The 20,469-nt window shown below is 62.5% G+C and carries 17 protein-coding genes; 10 read left to right on the top strand and 7 right to left on the bottom strand.

The window, feature by feature from the left end; genetic code table 11:
* The first annotated feature begins 27 nt into the window (after positions 1-27).
* Both VOM14_RS27515 and VOM14_RS27510 read left to right on the top strand, forming a co-directional pair.
* On the top strand, positions 28-1,197 hold the full coding sequence (locus tag VOM14_RS27515) for an acetyl-CoA acetyltransferase (RefSeq protein WP_327631888.1): 1,170 nt from the start codon (positions 28-30) through the stop codon (positions 1,195-1,197).
* Positions 1,194-2,795, top strand: a complete 1,602-nt coding sequence (locus VOM14_RS27510; protein ID WP_327631887.1) for an acyl-CoA synthetase — start codon at positions 1,194-1,196, stop codon at positions 2,793-2,795. Before VOM14_RS27515 ends, VOM14_RS27510 begins: the two co-directional genes overlap by 4 nt.
* A 138-nt stretch (positions 2,796-2,933) precedes the next feature.
* Here VOM14_RS27510 and VOM14_RS27505 read toward each other — a convergent pair whose 3' ends face one another.
* Entirely contained in the window at positions 2,934-3,176 is a 243-nt protein-coding gene (locus tag VOM14_RS27505; RefSeq protein ID WP_327631886.1) for a hypothetical protein, read from the bottom strand.
* Between VOM14_RS27505 and VOM14_RS27500 the strand changes: the two genes are divergently transcribed.
* Entirely contained in the window at positions 3,175-3,486 is a 312-nt protein-coding gene (locus tag VOM14_RS27500; protein WP_327631885.1) for a DUF4148 domain-containing protein, read from the top strand. The genes VOM14_RS27505 and VOM14_RS27500 overlap by 2 nt on opposite strands.
* A 165-nt stretch (positions 3,487-3,651) precedes the next feature.
* Here VOM14_RS27500 and VOM14_RS27495 read toward each other — a convergent pair whose 3' ends face one another.
* The 4 genes from VOM14_RS27495 to pdhA all read right to left on the bottom strand — a co-directional run bounded on the left by VOM14_RS27495 (position 3,652) and on the right by pdhA (position 7,246).
* Complete coding sequence (locus VOM14_RS27495) at positions 3,652-3,807, bottom strand: hypothetical protein (RefSeq protein ID WP_442955590.1); 156 nt, start codon at positions 3,805-3,807, stop codon at positions 3,652-3,654.
* Between the two features lie 257 nt (positions 3,808-4,064).
* The gene (locus tag VOM14_RS27490; RefSeq protein WP_327631884.1) at positions 4,065-5,180 is read right to left on the bottom strand and encodes a dihydrolipoamide acetyltransferase family protein; all 1,116 of its coding nucleotides are present in this window, start codon (positions 5,178-5,180) and stop codon (positions 4,065-4,067) included.
* Between the two features lie 7 nt (positions 5,181-5,187).
* The gene (locus tag VOM14_RS27485) at positions 5,188-6,165 is read right to left on the bottom strand and encodes an alpha-ketoacid dehydrogenase subunit beta (RefSeq protein ID WP_327631883.1); all 978 of its coding nucleotides are present in this window, start codon (positions 6,163-6,165) and stop codon (positions 5,188-5,190) included.
* On the bottom strand, positions 6,158-7,246 hold the full coding sequence (gene pdhA / locus VOM14_RS27480; protein WP_327631882.1) for a pyruvate dehydrogenase (acetyl-transferring) E1 component subunit alpha: 1,089 nt from the start codon (positions 7,244-7,246) through the stop codon (positions 6,158-6,160). The genes VOM14_RS27485 and pdhA overlap by 8 nt, the downstream gene beginning before the upstream one ends.
* 934 nt (positions 7,247-8,180) lie before the next feature.
* Here pdhA and VOM14_RS27475 point away from each other — a divergent pair.
* From VOM14_RS27475 to VOM14_RS27450, 6 genes are all read left to right on the top strand, one after another.
* A complete protein-coding gene (locus VOM14_RS27475; RefSeq protein ID WP_327631881.1) occupies positions 8,181-9,416 on the top strand; it encodes an MFS transporter in 1,236 nt (411 codons plus the stop codon).
* Between the two features lie 71 nt (positions 9,417-9,487).
* Positions 9,488-10,411: a LysR family transcriptional regulator gene (locus VOM14_RS27470; protein ID WP_327631880.1), complete on the top strand. Its 924-nt coding sequence runs from the start codon at positions 9,488-9,490 to the stop codon at positions 10,409-10,411.
* A gap of 74 nt (positions 10,412-10,485) precedes the next feature.
* Entirely contained in the window at positions 10,486-12,015 is a 1,530-nt protein-coding gene (locus VOM14_RS27465; RefSeq protein WP_327631879.1) for an amidase, read from the top strand.
* Positions 12,016-12,022: 7 nt separating this feature from the next.
* Complete coding sequence (gene dsdA, locus VOM14_RS27460) at positions 12,023-13,387, top strand: D-serine ammonia-lyase (RefSeq protein WP_327631878.1); 1,365 nt, start codon at positions 12,023-12,025, stop codon at positions 13,385-13,387.
* 339 nt (positions 13,388-13,726) lie between these two features.
* On the top strand, positions 13,727-13,915 hold the full coding sequence (locus tag VOM14_RS27455) for a hypothetical protein (protein ID WP_327631937.1): 189 nt from the start codon (positions 13,727-13,729) through the stop codon (positions 13,913-13,915).
* A 501-nt stretch (positions 13,916-14,416) separates the two neighbouring features.
* Positions 14,417-15,541 (top strand): VIT1/CCC1 transporter family protein, encoded by a 1,125-nt coding sequence (locus VOM14_RS27450; protein WP_327631877.1) that lies wholly within the window; start codon positions 14,417-14,419, stop codon positions 15,539-15,541.
* Positions 15,542-16,973: 1,432 nt separating this feature from the next.
* Here VOM14_RS27450 and VOM14_RS27445 read toward each other — a convergent pair.
* The gene (locus tag VOM14_RS27445; RefSeq protein WP_327631876.1) at positions 16,974-17,936 is read right to left on the bottom strand and encodes an aliphatic sulfonate ABC transporter substrate-binding protein; all 963 of its coding nucleotides are present in this window, start codon (positions 17,934-17,936) and stop codon (positions 16,974-16,976) included.
* Positions 17,937-17,946: 10 nt separating this feature from the next.
* Complete coding sequence (locus VOM14_RS27440; RefSeq protein WP_327631875.1) at positions 17,947-19,275, bottom strand: LLM class flavin-dependent oxidoreductase; 1,329 nt, start codon at positions 19,273-19,275, stop codon at positions 17,947-17,949.
* Positions 19,276-19,556: 281 nt separating this feature from the next.
* On the opposite strand from VOM14_RS27440, the gene VOM14_RS27435 reads away from it, so the two are divergent.
* Positions 19,557-20,462 (top strand): TauD/TfdA dioxygenase family protein, encoded by a 906-nt coding sequence (locus VOM14_RS27435; RefSeq protein ID WP_327631874.1) that lies wholly within the window; start codon positions 19,557-19,559, stop codon positions 20,460-20,462.
* Positions 20,463-20,469 lie beyond the last annotated feature (7 nt).

The raw sequence follows: 20,469 nt of genomic DNA, 5'->3' as shown, positions 1-20,469 counted from the left end.
CGACGGACCCTACCCTCGGAGAGAATCATGAATGAGAAGGCGCAACTGGTAGGCTGGGCGCATTCGCCTTTCGGCAAGCTCGATACGATCGACATCGAAACGCTGATGGGTGGCGTGATCGACGGGGCGCTCGCGCATGCGGGCATCGGTGCCGCCGACGTCGATGCCGTGATGGTCGGCGTGTACAACAACGGCTTCGCAAAGCAGGGTTTCGAAGGGGCACTGCCCGCTCTCGCACAATCGGGCCTGCGCTTCACACCGGCCGTGCACGTCGAAAATGCCTGCGCGACGGGTTCGGCGGCGCTGCATACGGCGATGGACTTCGTCGAATCCGGACGCGGCAAGATCGCGCTCGTAATCGGCGCGGAAAAGATGACGGGCGTGCCGTCTCAGGCGATTGCCGACATCCTGCTGTCCGGCTGCTATCGCCGTGAAGAAGAGAACCCTTTGGGTTTCGCGGGAATTTTCGGCCGCATTGCGCAGACGTATTTCGAGCGGCACGGCGACCGCAGCGAAGCTCTGGCTATGATCGCGGCGAAGAATCATGCGAACGGTGCGCGCAATCCATACGCGCACGTGCGCAAGGACCTGGGCGTCGAGTTCTGCAATACCGTGTCCGACAAGAACCCGCTCGTGGCCGGGCCGCTGCGCCGCACCGACTGCTCGATGGTCTCCGATGGCGCGGCTGCACTCGTCGTCGCCTCAGCCGACGTGGCGCGCAACATGCACCGCGCCGTGGGCTTTCGTTCGCGCGTGCAGGTCAATGATTTCCTGCCGCTGTCGCGGCGCGATCCGATCGGCTTCGAAGGCGCGCGCCGTGCATGGGACGAAGCGAAGCGCCGCGCGGGCGTTTCCATCGACGCTCTCGATCTGGTCGAAACGCACGACTGCTTCACGATTGCCGAGATGATCGAATACGAGGCGATGGGTCTTATGCCGGCCGGCGAAGGCTGGCGCGCGATACAGGAAGGCCTCACGAAGCACGACGGAAAGCTGCCGGTGAATCCGTCGGGTGGTCTGAAGTCGCGAGGTCATCCGCTGGGCGCGACCGGCGTCTCGCAACACGTCATGGCCGCGATGCAACTGACGGGAGAGGCCGGCGACATGCAGATTCCTCAAGCCGAACTCGCCGGCGTGTTCAACATGGGAGGCGCCGCCGTGGCCAACTACGTGTCGATTCTGGAGCGCACAAAATGAAATTGACGGAAATGGCGCCGGTTTCCGAGCGCGTGATGAATCTGGCGTATATCGCCACGCAGAATGCTCGCCGTTTTTCCGATGGCAGCGCTATCGTGTTCGGCGAGATGCGCTGGACATGGCGCGAATTCGACGCGCGCGTGTCGGCGCTCGCTGCGGGCCTGCAGGCTGCCGGCGTGAGTGCGGGGCATACGGTGCTCGCACATTCGTGCAATACCAACGAAATGCTCGAAGCGATGTTCGCGGTGTGGCGCATCGGAGCGGTCTGGGTGCCCACGAATTTTCGCCTTGCGCCAGGCGAGATCGCCGGCATGGCGCGTCTGACGAAACCGGACGTGCTGTTCTGCCAGACCGACTATGGCGCACACGCGGCGGCGGTGAAGGCTGAAGCGCCGGAGTGCAGAACGGTGTGGATCGGCGGCGAGACCCCGGCGCCGCAAGGCGAGCCGACGCTCGACGCGCTGATCGACGCGCACGCGGGGGCGAGTGTGCCGAACGCGACGGTCAAGCGTGATACGCCCGCGTGGCTTTTCTTCACATCCGGCACGACCGGCAGTCCGAAGGCTGCGATCCTCACACACGGTCAACTCGCGTTCGTGATCAACAACCATCTGTGCGATCTACTGCCGGGCATCACGCATCAAGACGGCTCGCTTGTCGTCGCGCCGATCACGCATGGCGCGGGCATGCATCAGTTGAATGTGATGGCGCGTGGCGCGGTGACGGTGCTGCTGTCGTCGCAGAAATTCGACGTCGCCGAAGCGTTCTCGCTCATCGAAAAGTTCAGGCTGACGAATCTGTTCACCGTGCCGACTATCCTGAAGATGATGATCGAGCATCCATCCGCGGATCAGCACGATCATTCGAGCCTGCGTTATGTGATTTACGCGGGCGCGTCGATGTACGAAGCGGACCAGAGGCGCGCGCTGGCCAAGCTCGGCCTCGTGCTCGTGCAGTATTACGGCCTGGGTGAAGTGACGGGCAACATCACCGTGCTGCCGCACTATGACCACAACCCCGAAACAATGACCCACCGCCCGCGTACCTGCGGCTTCGAGCGCACCGGCATGCAGGTGTCTATTCAGGACGACGACGGCAACGAACTGCTCCCGGGCGAAACGGGCGAGGTCTGCGTGATCGGTCCGGCGGTGTTCGCGGGCTACTTCAACAACCCGGACGCCAATGCGAAGGCGTTCCGGGACGGCTGGTTCCGTACCGGCGACATCGGGCGTATGGACGAGAACGGTTATGTCTATCTGACGGGCCGCGCATCGGATATGTTCATCTCGGGCGGCTCGAACGTGTACCCGCGCGAAATCGAGGAAGCCATTCTTACCCACGGCGCGATCTCGGAAGTGGCCGTGGTGGGCGTGCCGGATGAACAGTGGGGCGAGGTCGGCGTGGCGGTATGCGTACTCCATCAGGGGCAGCAACTCGACGAGGCGGCGCTGCAGGCATTCCTGAAGGATCGCATCGCCAGGTACAAGTTGCCGCGACGCGTCGTTTACTGGGAAGCGCTGCCGAAGTCCGGATACGGCAAGGTGCCCAAGCGGATGGTGCTCGACGAACTGAAGCGCCGCGACACGATCGGAGCATAGGAGCGGGTTGCGATGGGAGGCAAGGGCGGTCGCGAGGTCATTCGAACGCCGCTCCCGCATTGACTATCGGTCGTTGGCGCGCAAGAGTGATCGTTTCGACCTGCGGCACTTCGGAGATCGCCTTCAGATTTCGTTTATCTATGGAATCTGCGATTGATTTGGTTTCGCCTCCAGGAGATCGATCAGCCATTGATCGCGCTGGTGCAGCATTTCAGGGAACGCATACGGCATCAGCTCTGCATCGACGCCTTTCGCAATCGACTCGATGTAGTCGCCGTTCTCGGGATGAGGTGCCCAGGTCCGAAAGGTCTGCCTCAAGCCGCCAGCAGCGCAGGCCTGACCTCCAATGGGCCGGGCCGTTGCAGAGAGGATCGGAATCATGAGTGGACGACAGTCAGCCAGGGCGGCACTTTCCGCGGCGACACTACTGCTTGCCGGTTGTGTCGTCGGCGGCATGCCGTATGCCGGTCCGCACCTCACGCTGACAGAGTGTCGCGACCTCGCGGCGCTCAGGACAAATGCCCCCCCAACGATGGGGGAACACCAGAGCGAGCTGGCCGCGCTCCGAAAAGCCGGCTACGACCCGTCCCCCTGGTATGACGATCCCAACTACCCAGATGATCTTCAAGCGGCACAGCGCCTGGTCGACTACTGGTTCCAAACCGAGTGTCAGCAAGCTCAGCCGCGCTGAAGACCTACGGTCTATGAACCGTTGACGTTTAAGCGTCGAACGTTTAGCAACGCTTGGATTCCGCGCGTTCGGACCACATCTGCCGACTAATTGCGCTGGCCGACAAATGAAGCTCCTGTCCCGCTCCCTACTGATCGGACGAAATCGCGCACTGCCGACATCGAGTCAACGACGCTTGTTGTTCTTTCGGATTTGGGTGATCTCACCATCCATGACAAGGGCGTAGCCGATAAACAGCTCCTCGCCGAGTTTGATCACGATGAGCGCCTGAATGAACACCCGCTCACCAATTTCGATCGCCTCGCAGTTTGGCTTGCACACGCGTGTTTCAGAAACCGTGCGCTGTTGCCGCCACGGCTATTCCGTTTGAAAAGGCCACGTGACGCGAAAGGCTTCGCCGCGTGCGCGCAACCGGTCGGCTCATTTGATCTTGTGTCATTTCCAAAAAAGGCATTCATTGGAACCGGAACTCCGACGCCTCTCACGCGATGGGTCGATCATGTCGTACGGCAAGCATGCGTTTCCAGGACGGCCAACCGGTTTTTGATTGCGGTCCAGATACCCGCGCCTGAACACAGTCACCGCACCATCTGCAGATCCGCAATCGCCGCGGCGAGAAAGCGTGCTGCTTCACCGCCCGTGACAACCCGATGATCGAACGTCAAACTCAGTGGCAAGATCCTATGCACGACAGGAACCCCGCCGGACGCCACGACCTGCTCATGAATGCGCCCCGCTCCGAGAATCGCGACAGTGGGTGGCACGACGACGGGAGCCGCGTATTTGCCTGCGATCATGCCGAAGTTCGACAGCGTGATGGTATTGCCGCGCAGTTCTTCCGGTGGAATCTTGCGGGCCCGGATGTCGGCGCGCATGCGGTCGAGCCCCGCGCGCAGATCCGCTGCGTCGCGGTGCGCGACGTTGCGCAACACGGGCACGAAGAGACCATCGGGTAGATCGACGGCGATGCCGAGATCTACTTTGTCCAGCAGGTGGCGCCGTCCCGCATGTCCGTCGTACCATGCATTGAGCGCCGGTTCGGCGCGGCATCCGGCCACCAGCGCACGGATCAGGCGGATCGTAACATCAGTATGTGGTGGCCATCCGTTGATGTCGGCGTCGTCGATGACGGTCGCCGCCGCCACCTCGCTCTGCGCGCGTGCCATGTTTTGCGCCATCGCGCGCCGCACGCCGCGCAGCACTTCAGGCGGCCCGAGATCAGTGAATATCTTCGCGACACGCCGAACGTCCGCCGCCGTGATGACACCCTCCGGACCCGACGGTGTCACCATCGACAGTTCGACATCCAGCTTGCGCGCGAGCGCCCGCACTGCGGGGATCGCCTTGATCGCGCCGACACCTGCGCCCGCGCCGCCGCCCAGTGCGGCCGGCGCTTCCTGGACAACATGCTGGCCGATCTCCACATGGCCAACCACGGTGCCGGCATCGGCTTCGTCGGCCGCCCCTTCGAATGCGACTAGCGGTGCCCCCAGATGCACGATGTCGCCCACCTGGCCGAACAGTTTCACGACGCGGCCGGATTGAGGCGACGGAATATCGACGATCGCCTTCGCCGTTTCGACCGACAACAGCGGTTGATCCGCGCGAATGTCATCGCCGCTCTTGACATGCCATTCGACGATCTCCGCTTCCCTCAAGCCTTCGCCGAGGTCGGGTAGTTTGAAGATTTTCATGGTTTCACTATGCTTCCAGCGCTTGTCTGACCGCGTCAACGATGCGCGCGGTGCCAGGCATATATTGACTTTCGAGCCTGAACAGCGGCACCACCACATCGTATCCGGTGACGCGCTGCACCGGCGCAAGCAGTGAGTAAAGTCCCCGCTCGGCGATGTTGGCCGCAATCTCCGCACCGACCCCGCCGCTGCGTGAGCCCTCGTGCACGATCACGCAGCGCCCGGTTTTCGCCACCGACGCGAGAATGGTGTTCATGTCGAGCGGCTTGAGTGTCGCCACGTCGATCACCTCGACCGACACGCCTTCCTGCGCGAGCAAATCGGCCGAGGCCTGCACGTCCTGCAACACACCGCCCCAACTCACCAGTGTGACGTCCGTCCCATTGCGTAACACGAAGCAACTGTCGAGCGGCAGCGCTTCGCCATCGTCCTCCACCGGCTGCCTGAAGAGTCGATACAGGCGCGTCGGCTCGAAGAAGATCACCGGGTCCGGGTCGCGGATCGCCGCGAGCAACAAGCCGTACGCGCGAGTCGGCGAGGACGGCGTCACGACACGTAGTCCGGGTATGTGGGTGAAGAGCGCTTCAGGGCTTTCGGAATGATGCTCGGGTGCGTGAATGCCGGCGCCGCATGGCGCACGGATCACTAGCGGGCACGTCAGCCGTCCGCGCGTTCGATGCCGCAACCTCGACGCATGATTCAGAATGTGGTCGATGGCCGGATAGATGAACCCTGCGAACTGAATCTCCACAACCGGCTTCAGACCCATCGCCGCCATGCCGATCGCGGTGCCGGCAAGCGCGGTTTCGGCCAGAGGGGTATCGATCACCCGCTGTGCGCCGAAGCGTGTCTGCAGCCCGGCGGTTGTCCGAAAGACGCCGCCATTCATGCCAATGTCCTCTCCGAGCAGCACGACGGCCGAGTCATGCGCCAGTTCGTAGGCGAGCGCCTGATTGAGCGCTTCGACCATGTTGAGGTCAGCCATTGCCGTTCCCCGAGGTCGGCGCGAAACGCTGCGCCATTGTCAGTTGCTCGCGCATCGCCGGCGGCAACGTCTCATACAGGTGCTCGAACATCGCGGACGGTTCCGGCGGCGGTATGGCGAGGTACGCATCGACGGCCTGCTCGACCTGCGCATGGCAAGCCTTGCCGAGTTGCTCGTCCTGCGCCTTGTCCCAGACGTTCGTGCGCATCAGGTAAGTGCGCAAACGAAGCAGAGGTTCGTATTCCCAGCGCTTGCTGATGACTTCGGCGTCGCGATAGCGCGTGGCGTCATCGGCTGTCGTGTGATCGCCAAGACGATAGCTGAGCGCTTCGATCAGCGTCGGGCCGTCACCTCGGCGAGCCTTGGCGAGTGCTGCGTGGACAACCTGATACACGGCGATCACGTCGTTGCCGTCGACCTGAAGCCCGTCGATTCCCGCTGCGATCGCTTTTTGCGCAAGCGTTTGGGCAGCGCTCTGGCGGCTGCGTGGCATCGAAATTGCCCACTCGTTGTTGTTGACCACGAGGACAAGCGGTGCCTGCCAGACGCCGCTCATGTTCATCGCCTCATAGAAGTCTCCCTTGGACGTGCCGCCGTCGCCGACGATCGCCACCGCGACGCGCGGTTCATGGCGCAGCATGAACGCGTAGGCTGCGCCGGCGGCATGGCATATCTGTGTTCCAATCGGCACACAGTTCGGGAAATCGTTGCGGGGCACGCCGAAATCGCTGCCGCGCTCGTCGCCGCCCCAATACAGCAGACTTTCCGCGATGGTGACGCCGCGCAGCAATTGCGCGGCGTGATCGCGATACGAAGGGAACAGCACGTCGTCGGGCTGCATCGCGCTGGCCACGCCGACGCCGACCGCTTCCTGGCCGACCGACGACGCGAAAGTGCCGAGCTTGCCGGTACGCTGCAGCGCGACCGCCTTCGTGTCGAACGTCCGCGTCAGCACCATCGCGCGATAAAGAGAAATCAGCACCGACGAGTCCCGCGCAAAGGCAGGCAAGGCCTGAACAGCCTCGCCATCGGGGCCGAGATATTGCGTGTAGCCGATGTGAAAAGTCGCAGCCGTGCTCATGTCCGCCCCCCATGTTCTTCCAGATAACGAAGACGTGCCGGAGTTCCCCCGCGCGAGCGACACGACACGCTCGGCGCAGCGCGTACAAACTTCAGTTTAGGCATTGAAAGTAGCGGGGCAAAGCAGGTTCGGGTAACGGTCAATGCACTTGTAATGCAGCAGGCGCAGGCATGCGCCATCTTCCGCCCGGTTTCTCGCACGCTCAGCTGCGGGGCCACTGTCGAGGGCCTGCGCGCTACCATGGCTGGCAAAATGAAGGCACAAGCCCGCGTTGTCGAGGACGCACGGCACAGGCTTCAAATGCCAGCGGATCTGTCGCATTGGAGCTCACGAGACCGCCAGCGGGCGCCATGACGCCGAGCACCGAGTAATGCAAGGGCCGAAAGGCGGCCGACGCCATGCTGTGACCGGTACAGTTCGAACGTCAGCGAGTCCGGGGCGGTGGCCCGCGCCCAAGGCTGGATGTTCGATATACCGTGAATTCCCCGCGCGACTAGTTGTTGCGCAGTAGCCGACGGGCAGGCGAGGTGCGTTCGATTAAACGGTCGCTTATGTCAGCCGGGACGACGGTACTTCCGGCCATCATCTCCACGCGCGACGCGGCGGTTGTCGCGGGCGGCGCCTGGACTCGCTGCCTGGACTCGCTATTTCTGCGGCAACCTGGGCGTCGAAATGCCGCAACTGCTGACGCGTGCGTCTGTATTGCGCTTACCAAGCGTGTGTGCGTGGGATCGCCTGATGCGCCTCTCGGGGAAATCAACGAGGCAGTGGCGCTTGTTATAACCGTGAGTTTTCGGGAACGAAGCCTTCGGAATATGTCACTTGTCGCGGCATTTGTGGCTACCTAGCATCAGCCAAACAAGTCGCGGTGAGGGCGCTCGGCACAGCCGACGTCCGCCCGTTTTCTCCTAACCGGCCCAGGCAGACGTCCAGGATGATCGACCCTAATAAGAGCAAAGGCGCCAGCATCGCGGTTTTCGCGTTGCTATATCTCGGCTATTGCGTTTCCTACATCGACCGCTCCGCGATCGCGCTGTCGCTCGTGGCGATCGGCAAGGAATTCAATGTCGGCTCGGCCGCGCTCGGCGTCGTCATGAGCACGTTCTACATCAGCTACGCCGCCATGCAGATTCCCGGGGGCTGGATTGCCGATCGCTGGGGCAGCAAGAAGGTCATCGTTGCGTCGGTCGCGTTCTGGTCCCTGTTCACGCTAATGACCGGCCTCGCGTGGTCGCTCGCGTCGCTCATCGCGATCCGCTTCGTCTTCGGTCTTGGCGAAGGCGGATATCCGGGGGCGGCGGTCAAGGGCGTCACCGAATCGTGCGCTCGCGCCGATCGCCCGAAGATGTCCGCGCTTCTCATGTCGTCGAACTATGTCGGGAGCTTCATCGCACCGCTCGCCATCGCGCCGCTCATTCTGTATTTCGGCTGGCGTCATGCGTTCGTCGCCGCGGGGATCGGCGGACTCGTGTTTGCGCTTGTCTATCTGTTCGCTGTGAAGGACACCCATCGGAAAAGGGACGCGGCTGGCCGCTCCACCCGCATCGACAGTGCGGCGACGCGCGCGCTGCTGAAGATGCCGCTGATGTGGAAGATCCTGCTGACGTGGTTCGGCATGGGCATCGTCAACAAGGGACTCGACGCGTGGATGCCCGCCTACCTTCTGACCGAACGCCATCTGGACCTGAAAGCGGTCGGCATGCTGACGCCGCTGCCTTTCGTGGCGGCGAGCATTTCGACGGCGCTCGGCGGCGGGATCCTCACGCGCTGGTTCGACGGCCGCGAAAAGTGGCTGATGGCCGTGTGCTGCGCCATCTCCGGTTTCTTCCTCTACGAGATGTACACGGCGCAAACGGTGACGGGCGTGATCGTATATCAATCGATCGTCTACTTCTTCAAGTCCTTCGTGTTCGCGGGCGTCTTCGCGTTGCCGACCAGGTTCCTGCCGCAAAAACTCATCGGCACGGGCGCGGGCATGGTGAACTTTGGCGGGCAGGTCGCGGGATTCATCGCGCCCGCCGTCATCGGGCTGCTCGTTTCGATGACCGGCAACTACAACGCCGTGTTCGGCTTTCTGATCGCGGCGACGGGCCTCGCGTTCGTCACCAGTCTCTCGATCCGTCTCTCGCCTGAAAGCGACGCGCGCCTTGGCGCTGTCGAAGAAGCCTGAGCGCATCGCGAAGCAGGACCACGCCGGCGGGCGCTATGATGCGAAGTTCCGCATCATCACATCGATCCATCATGAGCGCCCGCATCCTTCAGGAAGCCGCCGTCCGTTACTTCCTCGAAGTCGTCAACACCGGTTCCATCGCCGATGCGGCGACACGGCTGAGCGTCGTGCCGTCCGCTGTCAGCCGGCAGATCACGCGGCTCGAAGCCGAACTCGGCACGCCGCTCTTCGTGCGGCAGTCGCGCGGCATGGTGCCGAGCAAGGCCGGCGAAATGCTTGCCGCCTACGCCCGGCGCTCGCAACTCGACGCCGAACAGATATCACTCGAAATCGATGCGCTGCGCGGCGAAGCCGAGCGCACCATCCGTATCGCCTGCACGGAGGGTTTTGCGGCCGCGTTTCTGCCGCGCGCGATGGCGGACTTCCGTCGCAGCGTCGCGCCCGCATCGTTCGAGGTTGTCGTCGATACCGCCGCGGGCGTCACGCAGCGCGTGCGCGAAGCCGAAGCCGATGTGGGCCTCACCTTCAGCTTCGGTCCGGCAAAAGACATCCATGTGATGTTTTCCGCGCCTTCGCCGGTTTTTGCGATCGTCGCGGCATCGCATCCGCTCGCACAGTCGGCGCAGGTTTCGTTTCGCGACTTGCTTGCGTATCCGCTCGCATTGCCCGGCGTTCATTCGACGCTGCACAAGCTCATCGATATCTATTGCAGCCGCGAAGGCGTCGCGTGCAAGAGCGTGCTTGCGAGCGCGACGCTCGAAACGCTGCTCGGCTTCACCATCGAAAGCGATGCCGTCACCTTCAGCGGCGAACTCTTCGTGCGTCCGCGTCTCGAAGCGGGCGAACTCGTCGCGCTGCCCGTGCCGGAACTCGCGACGAGCGAACGCGCCATCGAGATACAAACGCTCGCGCGACGCGAAATGCCGCCGCTGCTGCAAGCGTTCATCGCGCGGCTGAGCGATGCGTTGTCCAAAAGTGAAGCCACCCTTCGATAAACATCACTGGCCGGTGATTTATACGTCGTCTACATTGAGCGCACTCTTTCTGTCATCGCTAACAGGACCGCTCGATGAACGACCGTCACGAACTCACGCGTCATAGCGCCGTTGCGCTGCGCGCGCTCTTGCTGGCGCGCGAAATCTCCGCCGTCGAATTGCTCGACGCGTGCATCGCGCGCATCGAAACGCTCAATCGGTATGTCAACGCCATTACCGCGACCAGCTTCGAGCGCGCGCGCATCGAGGCGTGCGCGGCCGACGCGGCACTCGCGCGCGGCGAGGCCGTCGGCATGCTCCACGGCCTGCCCATCGGCATCAAGGATCTCGAGGAGACCGAGGGCTTGCTGACGACCTACGGTTCGCCGCTCTATCGCGCGAACGTGCCCGCGCGCGACAACACGCTCGTGCGCCGTCTGCGCGCGGCGGGCGCAATCGTCGTCGGCAAGACGAACGTGCCCGAAATGGGCGCGGGCGCGAACAGCTTCAATCCCGTGTGGGGCGCGACGGGCAATCCGTTCGATCCGCGCCTGAACGCGGGCGGTTCGTCGGGCGGCTCGGCCGCCGCGCTCGCGCTCGACATGGTGCCGCTCGCGAGCGGTTCCGACACCGGAGGTTCGCTGCGCATACCGGCGGCGAAGTGCGGTGTGGTCGGCTTGCGCACCTCGCCCGGCCTCGTGCCGAGCGATCGCAAGCCGCTCGGCTGGACACCGATCGCGGTCGTCGGACCCATGGGACGCAACGTGGAGGACACCTGGCTGCAACTCGCGGCGACGGTGGGCCAGTCCGACAGCGATCCGCTTGGTTATCCGTTCGCGATGAACCCGACAATGGACGGCCGCGCGCTCACCGACTTGTCGAAGCTGCGCATCGGATATACGGAGGATTTCGGCGTCTGCGAAGTCGATGACGCCATCCGCGCCGTGTTCCGCCGCAAGATTGACTGCCTGCGCTCGCACGTCGCGGTGTGCGAACCGGTCGAGGTCGATTTCGACGGCGCGCATCGCTGTTTCGACGTGTTGCGCGCGGAGGCCTTCGTCGCGGGCCTGCAAAAGGCCTACGAAACTGATCCCGATTCGCTCGGGCCGAATCCGCGAGCGAACTACGAAATGGGCATCGGCATGGGACTGTCGGATTGCGTGCGCGCGCACGCCGATCAGACGCGCCTGTTCCGGCGCTTCCAGATGCTGTTCGATCGCTACGACGTCATTCTGTCGCCGACGACGCCCGTGTCGCCGTTTCCGTGGACACAGCCGTATCTGAAGTCGGTGAACGGCGTCGCACTGGAGAACTACTATCGCTGGCTGTCGCTGACCTACGTCGTGACGCTCGCGACGAATCCGGCGTTGTCCTTGCCATGCGGTGTCGATCATCGCGGCATGCCATTCGGTCTTCAGATGATCGGCGCTTTTCGCGGCGATCTTGCATTGCTCGACGCGGCGCGCGCCTTCGAAACGCTTTTCGCGTCCTCCGACGAAACGCGCCGGCCGGTTCCGGATGCCGCCAGGCTGCGCGCATCGGATGTCGAGCTGAAATCCATCGTCACGCATCCGCCCGTGCTGGATGCCGTGGCGTCTTCAAATTCATCTTCTTCCGCCGTCTGACCCGAACATGATCGATTCCATCTACGACAAGCCACTCGATGCGTGGCTGCGCGACTATCCGCTCCTGCGTCCGCTCATGGCGCTCCAACCCGTCGAGTGGTTCAATCCGGCCGTGGCGCCGCTTTCCGTCGCCCTCGACGACATCCCACTCGACGCATCGCATATCGCCGATGCGAGCGCGCGTCTGCAACGCTTTGCGCCGCTGCTCGCGCAAGTCTTCGACGACGTCCGCGACGCGGCAGGCATCATCGAATCGCCGTTGACGGCCGTGCCCGCATTCGCCCACGCCGCGAGCAGGCGCTACGGCGTCGATGCGCCCGCGCGTCTGCTGCTCAAGCAAGACAGTCATCTGCCGATTTCCGGTTCGATCAAGGCGCGCGGCGGCATCTACGAGGTGCTTTTCCAGGCGGAACAACTCGCGCTGCGTCACGGCCTGCTCAAGGAAGGCGACGATTACCGCGTGCTCGCCGGCGATGCGTGCCGCGCGCTCTTTCGCAAGCACAGCATCGCGGTGGGATCGACGGGTAATCTGGGCATGTCGATCGGCATGGCGAGCGCGACGCTCGGCTTTACGACGACCGTGCATATGTCGGCCGATGCGCGTCAGTGGAAGAAGGACCGTCTGCGTGCGCACGGCGTGACGGTCGTCGAATACGCGGGCGACTACGGCGAAGCGATCGAAAGCGGCCGGCGTCGCGCGTCGGAAGATCCGATGTGCCACTTCGTCGACGACGAAAATTCGACGACGCTGTTCCTCGGCTACGCGGTCGCGGGCGAGCGCCTCAAATGTCAGCTCGATGCGGCGAATGTGCGCGTCGATGCCGGGCATCCACTCTTCGTGTATCTGCCGTGCGGCGTGGGCGGCGGCCCGGGCGGCGTGGCGTTCGGATTGAAGCTCGCATTCGGCGATGCGGTGCATTGCATTTTCGCGGAGCCGACGCATTCGCCGTGCATGTTGATGGGGGTGCTGACCGGCTTGCACGAGAAGCTTGCGGTACAGGACTTCGGGATCGACAACGTGACTGCGGCCGATGGCCTTGCCGTCGGCCGTCCGTCGGGTTTCGTCGGCCGTGCGATGCAGCGCATGATCGACGGCTACTTTACGGTGGAAGATCGCGAACTGTATGCGCTGCTCGCGCTGATGGCGGATACGCAGGGCGTTCGGCTGGAGCCTTCAGCGTTGGCGGGCGCGCCGGGCTTCGCGCGAGTGTTGAGCGAGACACAAGGTTATCGCGCGCGCATGACGCTCGACGCTGTCGCGATGCGCAACGCCACACACGTCATCTGGGCGACGGGCGGCGGTATGGTGCCCGATTCAGAGATGTCCGCGTATCTTGAAACGGGGCGTGCTGCGCTGCAGGACGAGGGATAAAACGACGAGCCTAGCGTGCTCGACAATCGAAAGTGACATCTCGGGCCGACGCGCTTATCTGAACGGTAGGAGCGGATCCGTCAACCGCCTGTCGCTGAGCTTTCCCTTTGGCGCGCGACGCAGCGCCTTTAACGTAATTGCGATAAGGGGATGCTGAATCGTCCGGAACTGGATTTGCGAAATTTAACTGCCGGGTTGCGTACTGAATCGCGAATGACGCACGGACAATCGAGGCGGGAGTGGCTTCGGGAAGGCATTACGGAAAGGACTCAGCGAACTGCCCGCAACCCTTTGCGCCTGCTAGACTGGAAGTTACCCATGCAAACCATGGAGGATGACATGATGTCCGTCTACGTGGTGAAGACCGGTGAACAGTTCCTCTGCACCGCCGAGGACGGCGACATCGGCATGGCATCGGCGATCGAAAATGCCACGTCCTTTCTTTCGTATGAGGAAGCGGAAAAAGCGGCAAACGAGAACGCCGACCCCGGATACGAAATCGTGGCCGTCTGCGTTATCAGACACTGAGCGTGGTCCGCTGGCGGGTACTCAGCGAGGGAGGCCAATACCAATTTCTCTCGCGCCGCGCGATATGGTGCTCCGCTTGACCGCATCCGAATGGGCCTGCCTTGCGCATCGAGATTCGCACGGCGGTCAACGCGCGCGTTGACCGCCTTCATTCACGGGCTCATGGCCGCCGAACGGCTCGAAGGACATCCGTTGACACTCATCGCCGGAGCGGATATTTCACCCTTGTCTGGCACTTCACATGAGGTGGGCGCAGCGTTTGCTGTGGTCCACAAGTGGCTCGGCGACACGATCATCTGGATTGCCGGATTTCACTCACTCGCTGCTCTTTACCATCACATTGTTCTCAAAGACGACGTCCTAATCACGATGCTTCCGCGCTGGGTTCCAGTGAGACGAGGAAGAAGCCGATGACACCTCTAAACGTCGCAATAGATAGCTCGTGTACTGGACCGGTTAAGAACCAGCACACTCGTTACCGAGAACCTATGGGACCACATCATGGCATCCAGAAAGGAGCTCCAGCGTTACCGTGCGCATCTTGCCGACGAGCGACATAGCGCGGCGATCTATGAAACGCTCGCGCACGTTGAAAAGGACATTGACCGGAAGCAGGTCTTCAGCGAGCTCGCTGCAGCGGAATGGACGCATGCAAAGGTATGGGCTGACAAGCTGAAAGCGAACGGACAGCGCGTCCGGGACAGGCAGAGTGTCAAGACTTTCATCATGAAAGGCGTAGTCCGTATCTTTGGTCCGCGATTTGTGCTGCCGACGCTTGCAGCCGCCGAATTCGCAGACCGGAACAAGTACGCGGGCAACCCGGAGACCGCCACAATGTCCGCAGAGGAACGGCAGCACGCGAGCCTGGTGCAGGGCATGGTGAACGAGGACAAGCCGGAACCGGCCCAGGGGAACGAGATTGCCGAGGCCGAGTCCTGGCATCGGGGTGTCTCATCCGGCAACGACCTTCGCGCTGCCGTGCTGGGTGCCAATGACGGACTGGTATCGAACTTCTGTTTGATCATGGGCGTAACGGGCGCAGGTACAGGCAACAAGGCGGTTCTGCTCACAGCACTGGCGGGACTAATCGCGGGCGCTTGTTCGATGGCACTTGGTGAATGGCTGTCCGTCACCAATGCGCGCGAACTTGCGAGAACGCAGATCGCCCTGGAAGCCGACGAACTTGAACATACCCCCGACGCGGAGGAGCACGAACTGAGGCTCATTTACCGCGCCAAAGGCCTGGCGGCCGACGAGGCGAAGCGGGTGGCAGCACAGATGATGCGCGACAAGGACAAGGCACTGGACGCGCTTACGCGTGAGGAGCTCGGGTTGGACCCGGCGGAGCTCGGTGGCAATCCTTGGACTGCGGCGGGATTTTCGTTTTTCCTGTTTGCGGCCGGGGCCATATTTCCAGCGATGCCATTCCTATGGTCGGCTGGCTGGGTCGCGGTACTCCAATGCATCGCCTTCAGCGTGTTCGCCCTGGCAGCCATCGGAATGTTCACGTCCTTGTTCAACGGTAGAAGCGCGATGTTTTCCGCCGGTCGTCAGGTCGTCATCGGTCTCGTGGCTGCTGCGTTCACATTCGGCATTGGGCATTTGTTAGGTGTATCGGTTTCGTGATGAACGCCTTCTTTACAAGGGGAATGCTGCCTGGAACGACAAGAGAATAGGCGGACTATCTGGACAGCCGGTAGCCGCACAAAAATTTTTCGCACCACTACCGTGGCGTCACGGAGATAGCAGGCAGTATGCTTAGACTGCTTTCTCTGTGTCGGCCCGGTGAGAGCCAGTAGAGCGGGCAAAGCAAAAAGACAGGCAAACGTGATCGCATCGCGGCACTGAGCGTTGCGCAAGACGCCAGTTGCCGGCTCCTCGGCGGCGTGCCGTCGCCTGGCGGCAGTTCGACGGTTGCCTTGACGCCGGAGCAGAAGTCGGATCTGATGGCCAAGCAAGCCCGAGTAGATCGAGTGGCACGAATCCAGGGGTTCTGCTGTTGCTCTTCCCGCGCAATGCAAGGCAAGCGGTGTCGGAACACCATCGTCGGCGCGACGTCGTTGGAGCAGGATGCGACAGCAGGGATGAGCCGCGGGTCTGCCAATTTGTGCCGTTTCATGCCGGGCCTTCAAGGGCAGAAGGCCCGCGCTACGTTTTTGAAAAAAGGGCGGTCTGACCCGCCGCCAGGTATGGCATTTGCTCGTTGAAAAACACGCAGTTTCCAAGGAGCCGAGGCCATGAAAAAAATTGCCATAAGTGTTCTGATTGCCATGAGCAGCCTGGCGGTAGCGGCGCCAGCGCTTGCCGACTACGGCCACCGTTGGCACCATTGTCACCGGTATTGGCATCACCATCATTGGGAACGGGTATGCCGATAGGACCTCACCGCCACTGTCCATCATCGTCTCGCTGACGGCCAGTGATCGAAACCGCAGATCACTTCGGGCGTACTGCGATGCTGGTTGAAGCGGTGCCAACGTTCAGGACGCCGCTGCCAACCTAGGAGATCAAGCCTTGCCGCGTTGGAGATCCTTCGGGAGTTGACCACGTTGGATCGACCGGGCACACGTTGACCACGAGTCCCGTCGGGTCGGATGCCCCCACGACAAATCGGGCGTCTGTTCCGGCCGCGGCGAGCGCCTGCGTCGCGCCCGCAAATTCGATCTGCGATGCACGAGGCGACGCTGCTGCGCTGGCGCACCCTGTCTGCGACTGCTGGCCGATCGACGGGGCTGCGAACGCCGTCCCAATGCTTCCCAGGCAGGCGAGAAAAGCAGGCCATAGGAGGTTACGCATAATCCCTCCTCGGATTGACGCGGACGGGTTACCTCACTTTCTGCTTATGTCAGGCGCCGCGTTATTTCTCTCCTGCGCATATGTCATTTGCGGATGCCTGCGCGGCCTCAGGGCTTGCGGCTAGCCAAGGGATGCAGACCGGGACGCGGCAGACCCAGATGCGCCGACAGCAGCGTCCCTTCTTGACGACGTCACTCATCAGGACAAGAAAGCATTCGAGCTATGGATATGTGCACCAATGCTTTTACAGAACGCCTGAGGTTTACCGGATATCGACGATAGCTTCACGCACATCGATCTTGCGCGGAATGACGCGCTCGCGGTAAGCCAGATCGGCGGAGTCCTGCTGGGCCTTGATGACTTCGTCTGTGAGCGGATAATGCACGCCCCATTCGAGCCGCGGCAGCGCACGCGACCAGATGTCGAGCCGCACACCCGTGTTCTGCGACAGAAACTGCGCCGTTTGAGCGGGATGCGCGAGTTCAAGCGCGGTCTGACGATCGAGCACGTCGAAGAGCAGCCGCAACGCGGCAGGGTAACGCTGTGCGAATTCGCGCGTACCGATATAGAAGCCGTATTGCGGCACCGATAGCTGGCCGATAGAGAGGATCGTGCGCGCGCCTGTCGTGAGTTCGGTATCGGCGTAGCGCGGGTCGGGCACGGCCCACGCATCGATGAAGCCGCGCTCGAACGCGGCGCGCGCGTCGCTGTAGTTCAGATAGACGAACTGCACCGCTGACGCCGGTATGCCCGCGTCGGCGAGTGCCTTCAGCACGAACAGATGTCCTTGCGAGCCCTTCGCGAAGGCGACCTTCTTGCCCTTCAGAGCTTCGATGCGCCGGATCGGCGAACTGGCGGGCACGATCAGGCCGTAGCTCTTTTGCAGACGCGGCGCGAATGCCACGTACGCGACACCGGGCGCTGCGCCCGCCTGCGCGAGAATTGGCGGCGTCGAGCCTACCGCACCTACGTCGACGTCACCCGTATTGATCGCTTCGACGAGCGGCGCGCCATACACGAATTCTTTCCATTTGACGGTGACGCGGTGCGGCGCAAAGGCTTTTTCCAGTTCGCCGGATGCACGCAACGCAACGAGCGGATCGCCCTTCTGGATGCCGATATTGATCGTTGCGGGCCACGTGCTGTCGGCATGAGCCCATGTCTGAAAACCAAGGCAGAAGACGAGCACAACGAGCGCTCGCCCCAAGCGGCAGAGTGATTGCATGATGGCGGAATCAGTTCGGAAAATACGGGTTGGCGGGACGGTTGAGCCCGTAGTGGCCGCGCAGCGTGTCGGCTTCGTATTCACGTCGGAACAGTCCGCGCTTTTGCAGGATCGGCACGACGTGGTCGGCGAAAACATCAAGTTGTGCCGGCAGGACGGGCGGCATCACGTTGAAGCCGTCCGCCGCACGGCTTTCGATCCAGTCTTCGATCACATCGGCGACGCGCTCGGGCGAGCCTGCCAGCGTGAAATGACCGCGCGCGCCGGCAAGCTGACGCAGCAGTCCACGCAGCGTCGGTCGTTCGCGCGCGACGAGATCGGTAATCACGGCGGCACGGCTTTGCGCGGCCTGCACCGTCGAAGGGTCGGGGAAGTCGTCGCGCGAGAGCGGTTGATCGAGCGGCAGCGCGGAGAAGTCGTGTCCGCCGAAGCGGTTCGACAACCGGCCCAGGCCGACTTCGATATCGGTCAGTGCGTTGAGTTCTTCGAGCAATGCCTGGCCTTCGGCATCGGTTGAACCGATTGCGGCGCTCAGACCGGGAAGAATCACGATTTCGTCGGCGCCGCGTCCGGCTGCGATTGCCGCCTGCTTGAGTTCGGCGTAGAAGTCCGCCGCCGAAGCCTTCGTCAGATGCGCGGTGAAAACCGCTTCGGCGTGGCGGGCAGCGAACGCCTTGCCCGTCGCCGACGATCCCGCCTGCACGAGTAAGGGCCTCCCTTGCGGCGTGCGCGGCAGATTGAGGGGACCGGCCACGCGATAAAAGCTGCCTTTCCAGTCGATGCGCCGCACACGCTCGCGATCGAGAAAGCGCCCGGTGTCGACGTCGTCGATGATTGCATCGTCGGCCCAGCTATCCCACAGCGCCTTGACGACGCCGACGAAGTCCTCTGCGCGCGCGTAACGTTCGGCATGCTCGGGCGCGCGTTCATAGCCGAAGTTCGGACCGGCGCCGCCGACCCACGATGTCACGATGTTCCAGCCGATGCGTCCGCCCGAAATGTGATCGAGCGACGCGAACTGGCGCGCCAGATTGAATGGTTCGGTATAGGTCGTCGATGCCGTGGCGATCAGGCCGATGCGTGTCGTTTCGCGTGCGAGCGCAGCCAGCGTCGTGAGCGGTTCGAGTGCGCCGCTTGCGACATGGCGCGCGCCTTCGCCGAGTTCGAGTGCGTCGGCGAAGAAGATCGAATCGAAGCGGCCCGCTTCGGCGCGCTTTGCTAGATCGGCGAAATAGGTGATATCGGTCAGCGCCTTGCGCGTCGCGCCGGGATGACGCCAACCCGCTTCATGATGTCCGCGGCCGTGGATGAACAGATTGAGATGAATCGAGCGAGGCATAGATGGTTTTGTCGTGCGTGCAGTGACGAGGCGATGGAGGGACGACTCATTCTATTGACGCAGGCAAGCGGCTCAAACGAAGGAAGTCTGATATCGATATCGCGCCCGCAGTCACCTGTTCGACGGTTCACACCTGACTCGTTCGGTGCGCCTGTCGCGGGAACATCGGCTTTATGACTTCAGCAGATAAGCGTATCGCCTTTGCTTCGTTGTCTCGCCGATAGGGCAGACCGTACATTGTGAGTCTCGATTGAACCTGAGCCACGAGCTTGAGCCATCCTGTGAGCAACAGCGCATCCGCCCCTTACGACAGTCAAACCGATAACCCGGCGCAACAGTCCTTCGAGATCCGCGCATTCGAGGCGCCGCTGGGCGCCGAAGTGATGGGTCTCGCTCTGGACAAGCCGATTTCTTCCACGGATTTTGCGCGTATCCATCGCGCGCATCTCGATCATCATGTGCTCGTGTTTCGCGATCAGCGCATCACGCCGGAACAGCAGGTTGCATTCAGCCGCCGCTTCAAGCCGCTCCAGATTCACGTGCTGCATCAGTTCGCTTTAACAGGGAATCCGGAAGTGCTGATCGTCTCGAACATCGTCGAGAACGGCAAGCCGATCGGGCTCGGCGACGCTGGCCATTTCTGGCATTCCGATCTGTCGTACAAGGAAAAGCCGAGTCTCGGTTCGCTGCTGCATGCGCAGGAACTGCCGTCCGAAGGTGGCGATACACTGTTTGCGAACATGCATCTGGCGTGGGACACGCTGCCTTCGCCTCTGCGCAAAGCCGTCGAAGAGCGGCGCGCGGAACACACCTATCTTGCGCGTTATGCGGAGTTGCAGGCGCGCAGTCCGTGGCGTCCGAACCTGTCGGCGGAGCAGATCGCGCAGGTCAAGCCTGTCGAGCATCCCATCGTCCGCACGCATCCGGAAACAGGCCGCAAGGCGTTGTTCGTCAGCGAGCATTTCACGACGCGCATTGTCGGTCTGCCTGAAGACGAGAGCCGCGCGCTGCTCGACGAACTGTTCGCGCATAGCGTGCTTCCCGTGCATCAATATCGACATCGCTGGCAGCCGCACGATCTGGTGTTCTGGGACAACCGGTCGCTGATGCATCTGGCGGCAGGCACGCCCGACAATCTGCGTCGCAAACTCTATCGCACCACCATCGAAGGCGATACGCCGTTCTGAGTCATCG

This window comes from Paraburkholderia sp. MPAMCS5, from assembly GCF_036016995.1.
GTDB lineage: Bacteria > Pseudomonadota > Gammaproteobacteria > Burkholderiales > Burkholderiaceae > Paraburkholderia.
This window is presented reverse-complemented; position numbering and strand designations above follow the sequence as displayed.

What these genes read in the sequence shown, in the direction of transcription:
- VOM14_RS27485 (WP_327631883.1), bottom strand. Translation starts at nt 6,165, where the DNA reads ATGGCTGACCTCAACATGGTCGAAGCGCTCAATCAGGCGCTCGCCTAC.
- VOM14_RS27505 (WP_327631886.1), bottom strand. Translation starts at nt 3,176, where the DNA reads ATGATTCCGATCCTCTCTGCAACGGCCCGGCCCATTGGAGGTCAGGCC.
- VOM14_RS27445 (WP_327631876.1), bottom strand. Translation starts at nt 17,936, where the DNA reads ATGCAATCACTCTGCCGCTTGGGGCGAGCGCTCGTTGTGCTCGTCTTC.
- VOM14_RS27440 (WP_327631875.1), bottom strand. Translation starts at nt 19,275, where the DNA reads ATGCCTCGCTCGATTCATCTCAATCTGTTCATCCACGGCCGCGGACAT.
- VOM14_RS27465 (WP_327631879.1), top strand. Translation starts at nt 10,486, where the DNA reads ATGAACGACCGTCACGAACTCACGCGTCATAGCGCCGTTGCGCTGCGC.
- VOM14_RS27470 (WP_327631880.1), top strand. Translation starts at nt 9,488, where the DNA reads ATGAGCGCCCGCATCCTTCAGGAAGCCGCCGTCCGTTACTTCCTCGAA.
- VOM14_RS27515 (WP_327631888.1), top strand. Translation starts at nt 28, where the DNA reads ATGAATGAGAAGGCGCAACTGGTAGGCTGGGCGCATTCGCCTTTCGGC.
- VOM14_RS27450 (WP_327631877.1), top strand. Translation starts at nt 14,417, where the DNA reads ATGGCATCCAGAAAGGAGCTCCAGCGTTACCGTGCGCATCTTGCCGAC.
- VOM14_RS27490 (WP_327631884.1), bottom strand. Translation starts at nt 5,180, where the DNA reads ATGAAAATCTTCAAACTACCCGACCTCGGCGAAGGCTTGAGGGAAGCG.
- VOM14_RS27455 (WP_327631937.1), top strand. Translation starts at nt 13,727, where the DNA reads ATGATGTCCGTCTACGTGGTGAAGACCGGTGAACAGTTCCTCTGCACC.
- VOM14_RS27510 (WP_327631887.1), top strand. Translation starts at nt 1,194, where the DNA reads ATGAAATTGACGGAAATGGCGCCGGTTTCCGAGCGCGTGATGAATCTG.
- VOM14_RS27475 (WP_327631881.1), top strand. Translation starts at nt 8,181, where the DNA reads ATGATCGACCCTAATAAGAGCAAAGGCGCCAGCATCGCGGTTTTCGCG.
- dsdA (WP_327631878.1), top strand. Translation starts at nt 12,023, where the DNA reads ATGATCGATTCCATCTACGACAAGCCACTCGATGCGTGGCTGCGCGAC.
- pdhA (WP_327631882.1), bottom strand. Translation starts at nt 7,246, where the DNA reads ATGAGCACGGCTGCGACTTTTCACATCGGCTACACGCAATATCTCGGC.
- VOM14_RS27500 (WP_327631885.1), top strand. Translation starts at nt 3,175, where the DNA reads ATGAGTGGACGACAGTCAGCCAGGGCGGCACTTTCCGCGGCGACACTA.